This is a genomic window from Thermoanaerobacterium sp. R66, from assembly GCF_028895185.1.
Taxonomy (GTDB): Bacteria; Bacillota; Thermoanaerobacteria; order Thermoanaerobacterales; family Thermoanaerobacteraceae; genus Thermoanaerobacterium.
On the sequence record NZ_JAEUWW010000001.1, the window covers coordinates 348,875 to 361,030 of the forward strand.

The window sequence follows — 12,156 nt, forward strand, 5'->3', positions numbered from 1 at the left end:
TAAATGATAAGTAAATCTTTTTATGCGCACCACAGCGCATTTGGTGCTTTCTCAAGTTTTGTAATTGGTAAATGTGGTAAAGGTGGCGGCGTCGTATTAAATGATGTTCGGCCGCCTGAAAACAATGTCTACATTGGATACAAAAGAGATGGTGTTATAAGCTTATTGCCATTTATTAAAGATGATACAAAAAATGCAGAAGAAGAGTTTACAGGAGAAGTCTCTACAAGCAAGAAAGAAAAGAATATAAAAGTCTTTGGCGAAGATGAGATAGAGAGAGAGTTAGGTTGGGCATCAGATACTTGGACAGCGGGAGATTTTAAATTTTCTATCATTACTCCGTTTGGATACGTAAAAGATCCTTCTTTGATGAATGAAGATGAAAAGAAACTTGCACTGGCACCTGTAATTTTTATACAGTTGACGATGGATAATACTGGAAGCGATAAGGATGCTGAAATGATATTTGGCTTTGAAGGCCCAAAAAGGATATTATCCGAGCTTACGGATGGAAAGTACTTGGGAGGAGTGTACGGTAGAAAATACGGTTTTGCTGTCAAAAAGAGCGATGATGTAAGAGAGCTTTCAAGGCTTGATATTTTGACTTCATGGGCAAATGACAACTATCAAAATCATGGGCTTGGCAGAGCACCATCTTTGATATTTAAAGTGCCTAGAGGGGAGAAAAGGACATATACTGTGGCATTGGCAACGTATCAAAGCGGCGTCATCACGACAGGAATCGATACTGAATTTTACTATACATCTGTTTTCAAGTCGCTGGAAGAAGTATTATCATTTGGACTTGACAATCAAGATTATTACTTAAACTTAGCAAGAGAAAGAGATGAAGAGCTTAAGAAAAGTGGCTTAAATGAATACAGGCAGTTTTTGTTGGCACATGCAGCCCACAGTTATTATGCCAGCACAGAACTTTTAAAGCGGGATGATGGTATGCCTCTTTGGGTAGTAAACGAGGGCGAATACATTATGATAAATACGTTTGATTTGACAGTTGACCATGTCTTCTGGGAAATGAGATTTCATCCTTGGACGATCACAAACACGTTGGATCTGTACTATGAAAAGTACAGTTACAGAGATCAAGCAGGTCTTGCATTTACGCATGATATGGGCGTTGCAGATGGTTTTTTCAAAGAAGGTTATTCATCGTATGAGCTTCCAAATCTGACTGGGTGTTTCAGCTACATGACCCATGAGGAGCTTTTGAATTGGGTTTTGACAGGTTCTGTCTATGCAATAAAAATGAATGATAAAGAATGGTTAAAGAAAAACATTGGGGTATTTGAAGATTGTTTCGATTCTCTTGTGGCAAGAGATAAAAATAATGATGGTATAATGGATGTTGATAGTTCAAGGTGCGAGACAGGATCGGAAATAACGACTTACGATAGCCTTGACGAAAGCTTAGGACAAGCGAGAAATAATCTATACCTTGGGGTAAAGACATGGGCAGCTTACGTGATGTTACACGGCTTGTTTAAAGAAAATGATCTTGGTGAAAAGGCAGAAAAAGCTTTAGAAAAGGCAAAACAGGCTGCCAATACTATCGTCGGAAAATTTGACGAAGACAATCAGTATATACCTGCAGTGTTTGAAAAAGGCAATACATCCAGAATAATACCTGCTGTAGAAGCATTGGTATATCCATATGTTGTAGGATATACTGACTTTGTAAGTGAAGATGGTGTATTTGGCGAGCTTATAAAAGTTTTAAAGAAGCATGTAATGACGATTATGAAGCCAGGTATATGCATAGATGAAGTGTCTGGCGGTTGGAAGCTTTCGTCAACCAGCAAGAATACGTGGAACAGCAAAATTTTCTTGTGTCAATATGTGATAAAAGATGTGCTTAATATAGACTTTGGCGATAAAGAAATTGAGTGGGATAGGGTACACGCAATGTGGCAACAGGTGTCTTGCAGCGAAGATTGTGCAACAGATCAAGTAAACAGCGATACAGGTACACCAAGAGGAAGTCGCTTGTATCCGAGACTTGTAACAAGTGTATTGTGGATGAAATAGACTTTGGGGGTCTTAGCATGATTAAAGTGAAAGTACCAGATTTCTCTAATAAGAAGTTTTCTGATAGGTGGAGATATTGCGTAGGGACAGGCAGGCTTGGCCTTGCACTTCAAAAGGAGTACGTTGATACATTAAAATTTGTGAAAGAAAACATAGATTTTAAGTATATAAGAGGACATGGCCTTTTGTGTGACGATGTAGGAATATACAGAGAAGATGTGGTAGGCGATGAAATAAAGCCTTTTTACAATTTTACTTATATAGATAGGATTTTCGACTCATTTTTAGAAATGGGTATAAGGCCATTTGTGGAAATCGGATTTATGCCTAAAAGATTAGCATCTGGTACACAGACAGTTTTTTATTGGGAGGGTAATGTTACCCCTCCCAAGGATTATGAAAAGTGGGAAAACCTTATAAAAGCTGTTGTTTCGCATTTCATATCAAGGTATGGCATAGACGAAGTGGTAAAATGGCCATTTGAAATATGGAATGAGCCAAACTTAAAAGGATTTTGGAAGGATGCTGATGAGAAGGAGTATTTTAAGCTGTACAAGGTTACTGCAAAGGCGATAAAAGAAGTAAATGAGAATTTGCAAGTCGGAGGACCTGCTATATGCGGTGGTGCTGACTATTGGATAGAAGACTTTTTGAATTTCTGCTATGAAGAAAATGTTCCTGTAGATTTTGTGTCGCGACATGCGTATACATCCAAACAAGGTGAATATACGCCACACCTTATATATCAAGAGATTATGCCATCGGAATACATGCTAAATGAATTTAAAACAGTGAGAGAGATCATAAGAAACTCACATTTTCCGAACCTTCCATTCCATATAACAGAATACAACACATCTTACAGCCCTCAAAATCCTGTACACGATACGCCATTTAATGCTGCCTATATTGCCAGGATTTTAAGCGAAGGCGGAGATTACGTCGATTCATTCTCTTACTGGACGTTTAGCGACGTTTTCGAAGAAAGAGATGTGCCCAGATCACAGTTTCATGGAGGATTTGGACTTGTGGCATTGAATATGATACCAAAACCTACCTTTTACACATTTAAATTCTTTAATGCCATGGGAGAAGAAATACTTTATAGAGATGAGCACATGCTTGTGACGAGGAGAGATGATGGCTCTGTCGCACTTATAGCGTGGAATGAAGTTATGGATAAGACTGAAAATCCAGATAAAGAATATGAAATTGAGGTACCAGTTGGATTTAGAGACGTATTTATTAAGAGGCAGTTAATAGATGAAGAACATGGCAATCCATGGGGGACGTGGATACACATGGGTAGACCAAGGTATCCCAGCAAAAAAGAGATAAATACGCTTAGAGAAATTGCAAAGCCGGAGATAATGACAAGTTATGCTGTTACCAATGACGGATACTTAAATCTAAAGTTTAAATTAGGGAAAAATGCGGTTGTGCTGTATGAGTTGACAGAAAGGATTGACGAATCAAGCACATATATAGGACTTGATGACAGCAAGATAAATGGATATTGAAATGCATTTGGAGGGATCGATATGGGGCTTTTTGACATGCCATTGCAAAAACTAAAAGAATACACTGGTACAAATCCATGCCCTGAAGATTTCGACGAGTATTGGGAGAGGGCTTTAGATGAGATGAGGTCAATTGATCCTAAGATTGAACTCAAAAAAAGTAGCTTTCAAGTGCCTTTTGCAGAGTGCTACGATTTGTACTTTACAGGTGTGCGTGGTGCAAGAATCCATGCAAAGTATATAAAGCCTAAGACAGAAGGAAAGCATCCAGCGCTGATAAGATTTCATGGATATTCATCAAATTCAGGTGACTGGAATGACAAATTAAATTATGTGGCGGCAGGTTTTACTGTTGTGGCTATGGACGCAAGAGGTCAAGGAGGGCAGTCTCAAGATGTAGGCGGTGTAAAGGGAAATACTCTAAATGGGCATATTATAAGAGGGTTAGACGATGATGCTGACAATATGCTTTTTAGGCATATTTTCTTAGATACTGCTCAATTGGCTGGAATAGTTATGGACATGCCAGAAGTTGATGAAGATAGGGTTGCAGTCATGGGACCTTCTCAGGGTGGAGGTTTGTCGTTGGCATGTGCTGCATTGGAGCCAAGGATACGCAAGGTAGTATCTGAATATCCTTTCTTATCTGATTATAAGAGAGTATGGGATTTAGACCTTGCAAAAAACGCATACCAAGAGATTACAGACTATTTTAGGCTTTTTGATCCAAGGCATGAAAGGGAGAATGAAGTATTTACTAAGCTTGGATATATAGACGTTAAAAATCTTGCAAAAAGGATAAAAGGCGACGTCTTAATGTGCGTTGGACTTATGGATCAGGTGTGTCCACCGTCTACTGTTTTTGCAGCCTACAATAACATAAAATCAAAAAAGGATATAAAAGTGTATCCTGATTATGGGCATGAGCCTATGAGAGGGTTTGGAGATTTAGCGATGCAGTTTATATTGGAGATAAATTCATAAGGAGATGCTTATGCATCTCCTTAAATTGTATTTTTTATCAATTTTTTATATTCGCTTACGTTTAAGCCTGTGTATTTTTTAAAACACGATGAGAAGTAGTTTGGGTCTTGTATGCCTACGGCATTGGCGATTTCAAATGACTTCATGTTCTTCTCTTTAATAAGGCTTATTGCCTTTTCCATTCGCTTATTTGTCAAGTATTCTATGAAGTTTATGCCTGTTTCCTTTTTGAATGTCCGGCTTAAATAGCTGGGATTTAAATAAAAATGCTTTGCTACGAATGATAGTGACAAATTGCTGTCGCTAAGATTTTCATCTATGAACTTTTTAACATCATCAATCAAATTGTTTATGTTGCTAATCTGTTCTTTATTGACAGCCTTTATTGTGTTTATTACTATGGACGATAAGAATTCTACCATCTCAGGCAGCGTCTCTATATTCACTATCTTGTTGTAGGTGTTTATTTCGGATAAATATATATCGTCAAAATTCTCTTTTAATTCGAGAGAGACTGAGAAACAGACCGAAATAATGTTTAATGCACTTACGTGTATTAACTTAAGTGCGTTTTCACTTTTAACATCGATCAAAGAAAAAACTTCTTTTACAGTATTTATCGCATCGTCTTCTAATCCGGATTTCAGATAAAATTTTAATTCATTTAAAAGATGCATTGTGTCGCTTTCCGATTTACTTTCTTTAAATTGGACATCTCTATAATGTATTATATTGTTATTTCCAACTGCAATGTGATAATTTAATGCATCGATGGCTTCCATGTAGGACGTTCTAATTTCGCCGATGTGTTCTTTTATGTTGCCGATGCCGATATTTAAAGTACAATCAAGCTCTTTATTTATTTTGTTTTTAAGACGCATGCAAATTTTATATAGATCTATCTTTTCATCGTTGCTTAGGATGACGATTCTATTCATCTGATCAGAGAATACAATGATATTTTTTAACTTTTTGAAATAGCTTTTGATATAGTTACTGACTTTAAAATTTTGAATCAAGCGAGATTCTTCACTCATGTTCGTTGAATTTACGATTTCTATTGCAGCAATTTGAAAATTTCCATTTTTAAAGTGAAATTTAAAGAAATCAAGCTTTTCATTTATTGAATTTTCAGATAAATTACTAGTAATCAGCTCATTCAAAAAACGCTCTCTTAGATAAGGTAGGTTTTCATATAATTGCTTTTTTAAATCTTCAAGTTCTCTCTTTTCTTTTTTCTTTTCTTCAATGTACGATTTCACTTTTTTTACTGTGTTTAAGACTTCATTTTCGTCAATAGGTTTAAGCAAAAAATCAAAGATACCTAATTTTACAGATTTTTGAGCGTAATTAAAATCATTGTAGCCTGTAAGGACTATAATTATTAATGATGGGTGTCTCTTTAAAATAAATTCACTAAATTCGATGCCGTCTATACCGGGCATTTTTATATCGGTAAAGACGATATCTGGTTTTAATTCATCGATTAATTTTATGCCTTCATTTGCATTTGAAGCTTCTCCCACAATCTCCATTCCTAACGATTCCCAATTTATGCATTGCTTCAAAAGACTTCTTTCCAAATATTCATCATCTATTATAAATACCTTAATGTTATTTTCAGACATCTTAGTCCTCCTCATTTATTGGAATAGTTATTACAATAGTTGTTCCTTCGTCTGGTTTACTTTGAATCTTCACAACATCGTTGTAATTGTAGTAGATTTTTAGCCTTTCAATTGTAGATCTGAGCCCAACTCCTTTTGATTGACCAGATTCTATTTCCTTTAGCTTTTCTTCACTCATGCCTTTTCCATTGTCAGAGACAATAAGGGTTATTTGATTTGAAGCGTAAAGAGATTTTATTGTTATTATGCCTTGCCCGTCTTTTCCTCTTACGCCGTGGTTTAATGCATTTTCTACTAAAGGCTGAAGTATCAGCTTAGGTATTTTATAAGGCAATGTTCTATCGTCAATTTCTTTTATAACGTCAAATTTATTGCCAAAGCGTATCTTTTGAATTGTAAGATAATTATCTATTATTTCTAATTCATCTTTTATCGTTATTTCTTCATTGCCGTTCATCAAAAAAGATCTATAAAACTTTCCTAAGGCTTTCACAATTTTACTGGCGTTTTTCGTGTCATTCATCAAAATCAACGCACTTATTGCATCAAAAGAATTAAACAGGAAATGAGGCTTTATCTGCGATTGCATTACTTCCAGTTCTAGCTTTCTTTTCATCTTCTGCTCATTTATTATATCGCCGATTAGCTTTTTTATTTCATCGATCATCTTGTTGTACACGTCTTTTAACATACCTATCTCGTCGTTTCCTGTGGCGATGTCTACTTTTTCAAATTTACCGTCTTTTATGCCTTTCATGGAGTTTACTAACTTTACTATAGGTTGTGATATAAAAAGCGATATAAAGAGAAGCCCCAGCAAAAGCAATACTATGTTTATGACTATGACAAAAAGAAGTATTATGTTGTAGATCCAAAATTGGCTATTAAGTTCATTAAACGGCGTTATGCTGATGATATTCCAGCCGAAGTCATTTTTCAAGTCTGATATTATATAGACTTTACCATCTATCTTTCTAACTGTTGAGCCATTTGGACTGATGAATGTATATATTTCACTGTTTAAATTTTTGCTGATGTTTGTCGGCTTAATTATTGTATTGCCATTTTCATCTCTTATTATTATGCCAGACGTATAGGTATTTATTGAACTATTTATATACTTGTACAAATAAGATTCAGAAATATTTATTATCATGATTCCGGCTGGCTTCTGACTATTTATATCGTTTATGACTCTTATAAATGATACATATCCTTTATTGCCATTGCTTTGATCTATGAGATTTCCATCATTTGCTTCTAGTATATATTTTCCACTTAAACTTACAAGCCTGTCATACCATTTAGCTGTCTTTATTGTAGACAAACTGATGCTTTTAAAAGAGACATTATCAACAAAGTATTCGTTTCCTAAGTTGTCAAAAATATATATAGACGAAATAAAGTCATTAAAGTTTAAAAAATCTGACAAATATTTGCTCATTGGCTGTATATAGCTTGCATAGTTGCCTGCATTTCCATTTGCCAATGCTGACTGCAGAATTTGGCTAGATATTAATATTTTAGACTGATTGTCTACGGTGTTTATTAAAGACTCTATGTTGGAATTAATATTAGAGACAATTTCATTTGAAACTTGCATAACCTTGTTGCTGGTAATATTATTATTTATCTCTTGGTATGCAATCGAAAGAAAAGAAATCGAAATAATAAGCACAAACAAGTAATACAACACTATTTTAGAGGATATACTTAGATCTCCAAACTTTTTAATTACCTTGTCAAACATCTTATTTACTCCTTTGGAGCTAATTTTTTTAATGCATTGAATGACATAAAATTATATAACATCACTTTTGTGACATTTAAACAAAATACTTTATCTATATTTTATCACATCTTTAGAAAAAAAGTAACCAGTTTATTTGTTGATTAGACAAAGTAAAAAAATTAAAGAATCAGGTAAAAAAATTCTATTTTTTTAAAAATTTTTTGATATATAATTCTCTTATAAGTAAGAGTTAGAAATAAAAACAAGTATCAACAATAATTCATTTTTATTCATTTATATTCATTTGTTTTATTTAATTTCTTTTAAGTTCCTTTATTCAATACGAAGGTTTATTTGACAACACTAGTAAACGTTAAGTGCAAAATGATGGTATATATGGGTAGATATGTTGTAAATATTTAAACACTTGTTTGATTATTTAAAAATATTTCTCTACTCATATATAAAAAATATATTTGAACTATACGGAGGTGGTGATAATATAGAGAGTATCTTCAGTCTTTTCTAAATTTTTCAACATTTACGGGAGGGGAAATGATGAAAGGGAAAAAATTATTTATTTTAATTCTGACGATTGTAATGGTTATCTCAGCTCTCTTGACAGGCTGCAGTAACACAAAAACAACCAGCAATAATACAAGCAAAAACACATCTAGCAATAATACTAAAGAAAAGAAGACATTCACACTTTTCTATGATACATCAACAGCTACGCCATACGACTATACAAAGACACCTGTCTGGAAAAAGCTTTCTGATTTAACAGGTGTTAATTTACAAGTAAGTTATCTTGTTGGCACAGATGAGACATCAAAAGCGACACTTATGATAAGTGGTGGCGATTTGCCTGATTTAATTGTGGCAAGTAATAACACATTTGAACTTTTTAGAGAAGCTAATGATCTAGTGCCTCTTGATGATTTGATCGACAAATACGGAACAAACATTAAAAGATGGTATTCTCAAGAAGATTTAAACAAGATGAGAGACCCAAAAGATGGACATATTTATTATTTGACACCGGCAAGAAAAGCACAATACCTATATCCATATTCTGGTTTCTATCTTCCATTAGAGGTTTTAAGAGATGCTGGATGGCCTAAGAAATTAACGCTTGATCAGTATTTTAATATAATCGAAGATTATGTTAAAAAGCATCCGACATATAATGGACAGCCAGTAGTAGGATTTACTGCTCTTACTGACAGTTGGAAGATATTTACGTTAACTGGTGTTCCAAGTTACTTAGCTGGGAATGCAAATACAGGCGATGTATGGGTTGATGAAAACAATAAAGCACATCCATTTGCAATAAGCCAATGGGCACATGATTATTATAAAAAGTTGAACGAAGAATGGAACAAAGGCATACTTGATAAGCAGATGTTTACTAGAAATTATGATTCATATCTATCTTTGATTTCATCAGGAAGAGTTTTAGGATTTTACGATCAACGTTGGGATATCCAAAATGCAATTAATTCACTCGAACAGCAAAAACTTTATGACAGAGTACCTTTTGCTTTGCCTGTTACCTTCGATGGTGTTACAAAAGAAGACTATAATAGCATGAATATGACAGGAAATAGTGCAGGCATTGTTATAACAAAGAGCTGCAAAGATCCTGTTGCTGCATTCAAATTCTTAGATGCTATGTGCAGCGATGAAGCTTTGAAGCTTGAAAACTGGGGCATCGAAGGCAAAGATTATTCAGTAAAAGACGGAAAGATGTACATGACACCAGACCAATTAACTCAATATAAAGATAGCAATTATACTAAACAAGAAGGAATCGGACAATATTGGTATTTCCCACATCCAAATGACGGTGAAAAACTTGCAGATGGAAATTTTGCATCACCGCAAGATACTCCAGAATATATAGCAAGTTCATACAAACCATACGAACAAGAAGTATTAAAAGCATATAATATAACCAATTTGTCGCAAATGATGGCACCACCAATTGAAACACCTTATGGCTTTGTATACGATATAAGCATACCGGATAGTGAACAGCAGATTAAGATTGCAAACCAAAAAGCATCTGACCTTACAAGAAAATATGTAGCACAAATGATACCAGCAAAACCAGATCAGTTTGAAAGCATTTGGAAAGAGTACGTTTCTGAAATGCAGAAAGCCAATTACGATCTTGAAGTGCCATATATCCAGAAGCAAATTGATTGGAGAATACAGCATTGGGGCGCGAAATAATAAATCAATATAATTAAAATAATTAAAAAATCTTGTAATGAAGTACGATTTTCGTACTTCATTACGCTTAAAATATTATTTGGAGGATTGAACATGGCTGTTACAGATGCTAGAGTAGAAGTTTTATCAGAAGAAAAGATGGTAAATGATAAAAAAGACAAGAGAAAGAAGTTTTTTAGAAAATTAGCTCAGCAAAAGGAACTGGTATTGATTGTAATACCGTTTCTTGTATTGCTGATTATATTTAGCTATGTGCCGTTGTGGGGATGGATAATAGCATTTAAAAATTTTAATCCAGCTGTTGGAATAAACCAATCTCCTTGGGTCGGACTTGAAAATTTCAAAATGTTGTTTGAAGATCCAACTTTTTATCAATCAATACGAAATACGTTAGGAATTAGTATTTTAAAATATTTTCTTGGATTTTTTTCTTCAATAACATTGGCGATTCTGATAAATGAAGTTAGAAATGTGAAATTCAAAAAGACGGTGCAAACTATATCATATTTGCCTCATTTCGTTTCATGGGTTGTTGCAGCAAGTATCGTCCTTGATGTCTTATCACCAGATGGAGTTATAAATCAACTACTTCTAAAATTTCACATTATAAAGCAGTCTATAAACTTTATAGGAGTTCCACATCTTTTCTGGCCCTTGATGGCGCTTTCAGATATGTGGAAAGAAGTTGGATGGAATTCAATAATTTACCTGGCGGCAATGACTGCCATAGACAGTGAGTTATATGAGGCGGCAAGTATAGATGGAGCAGGCAGAATAAGAAGGATTTTCTCCATAACATTACCATCAATAGTGCCAACCATAAAAATACTTTTAATATTAAATGCAGGATGGATATTAAACGCAGGATTTGAACAAGTATTTCTATTATCAAATCCGATGGTTATAGACTACTCACAGACATTGGAATTGTATGTATACAATTATGGTATACCAATGGGGAGATTTTCATTTGCGACAGCAGCCGGTATATTTAACTCAGTTGTTTCTTTAGCAATGGTTACATTAGCAAATAGAATATCGAAGGCACTTAGTGGTGAAAGTGCATTTTAATCTAATTTACAAAATTTCAGGAGGTTATAAAGTGGCTAGAAATAATAGAATAAGGTTGAGTACAGAAGACATTGTATTTGACACAATCAATTACATTATTCTCACGATTGTAATAATAGTCACCCTGTATCCATTTGTACATGTATTAGCAGTTTCATTTAACGATGCTATAGATACAGTGAGAGGTGGAATTTATCTGTTTCCAAGGAAATTTACGACTTTTAATTACGTTTCAATTTTAAATGATTCTGAGATTTACAATGCAACGATAATCTCTGCATTAAGAGCTATCATAGGTTCTGTTTTAAATGTTATTGCAAGCATAATAGTCGCATATGCCATAAGCAGAAGGGATTTTGTTTTAAGAGGAATCGTTTCGAAAATTTTTACTTATTCAATGTATTTTACAAGTGGCTTAATTCCATATTACTTGTTGATCAGAGACTTACATCTTATGAACAATTTTTGGGTTTACATCTTGCCAGGGATAGTAAGTGCATGGAATATAATGGTTGTAAGAAGCTATATTGATGGTTTACCAGCTAGTCTTGTAGAATCAGCGAAATTAGATGGTGCAAGCGAACTAAGAATAATATTTTCTATCATATTTCCACTTAGTGTACCAGTATTAGCGACGATAACGCTTTTTGTTGCAGTTGGACAATGGAATTCATGGTTTGATACAATGCTTTTTTGTTCAATGAATCCAAATTTAAGCACATTACAGTATGAATTGCAGAAAGTTTTGCAGTCGACTCAGCAGTTTACACAGCAAGCATCATTTGATATGGGACTAAGAAACAATTCCAATACAGTTACCCCAGAAAGCATAAGAGCAGCTATGACGATAGTAGCGGTTGTTCCAATTATGATGGTTTATCCATTCTTGCAGAAGTATTTTGTGAAGGGTTTAACTATTGGCAGTGTTAAGGGTTAA

Annotated in this window: 8 protein-coding genes; 6 read left to right on the forward strand and 2 right to left on the reverse strand. The window is 34.3% G+C overall.

Annotated elements, in window-relative coordinates:
- Window positions 1-3 precede the first annotated feature (3 nt).
- From JJQ93_RS01570 to JJQ93_RS01580, 3 genes are read left to right on the forward strand one after another with little or no spacing between them, the layout of a single operon-like run.
- A complete protein-coding gene (locus tag JJQ93_RS01570; RefSeq protein WP_274892532.1) occupies window positions 4-2,046 on the forward strand; it encodes a glycoside hydrolase family 52 protein in 2,043 nt (680 codons plus the stop codon).
- Between the two features lie 17 nt (window positions 2,047-2,063).
- On the forward strand, window positions 2,064-3,566 hold the full coding sequence (locus JJQ93_RS01575; RefSeq protein ID WP_085113015.1) for a GH39 family glycosyl hydrolase: 1,503 nt from the start codon (window positions 2,064-2,066) through the stop codon (window positions 3,564-3,566).
- 21 nt (window positions 3,567-3,587) lie between these two features.
- The gene (locus JJQ93_RS01580; protein WP_085113014.1) at window positions 3,588-4,550 is read left to right on the forward strand and encodes an acetylxylan esterase; all 963 of its coding nucleotides are present in this window, start codon (window positions 3,588-3,590) and stop codon (window positions 4,548-4,550) included.
- Between the two features lie 20 nt (window positions 4,551-4,570).
- Here the strand turns inward: JJQ93_RS01580 and JJQ93_RS01585 are convergent, their stop codons facing one another.
- Window positions 4,571-6,178, reverse strand: coding sequence for a response regulator (locus JJQ93_RS01585; RefSeq protein ID WP_085113013.1), 1,608 nt, complete (start codon window positions 6,176-6,178; stop codon window positions 4,571-4,573).
- Window position 6,179: 1 nt separating this feature from the next.
- Window positions 6,180-7,928, reverse strand: a complete 1,749-nt coding sequence (locus JJQ93_RS01590; protein WP_274892533.1) for a sensor histidine kinase — start codon at window positions 7,926-7,928, stop codon at window positions 6,180-6,182.
- Between the two features lie 540 nt (window positions 7,929-8,468).
- Here JJQ93_RS01590 and JJQ93_RS01595 point away from each other — a divergent pair.
- The 3 genes from JJQ93_RS01595 (at window position 8,469) to JJQ93_RS01605 (ending at window position 12,156) form a co-directional block, all read left to right on the forward strand.
- On the forward strand, window positions 8,469-10,148 hold the full coding sequence (locus JJQ93_RS01595) for an ABC transporter substrate-binding protein (RefSeq protein ID WP_274892534.1): 1,680 nt from the start codon (window positions 8,469-8,471) through the stop codon (window positions 10,146-10,148).
- 93 nt (window positions 10,149-10,241) lie between these two features.
- A complete protein-coding gene (locus tag JJQ93_RS01600; protein ID WP_143588989.1) occupies window positions 10,242-11,219 on the forward strand; it encodes an ABC transporter permease in 978 nt (325 codons plus the stop codon).
- A gap of 31 nt (window positions 11,220-11,250) precedes the next feature.
- The gene (locus JJQ93_RS01605; RefSeq protein ID WP_085113010.1) at window positions 11,251-12,156 is read left to right on the forward strand and encodes a carbohydrate ABC transporter permease; all 906 of its coding nucleotides are present in this window, start codon (window positions 11,251-11,253) and stop codon (window positions 12,154-12,156) included.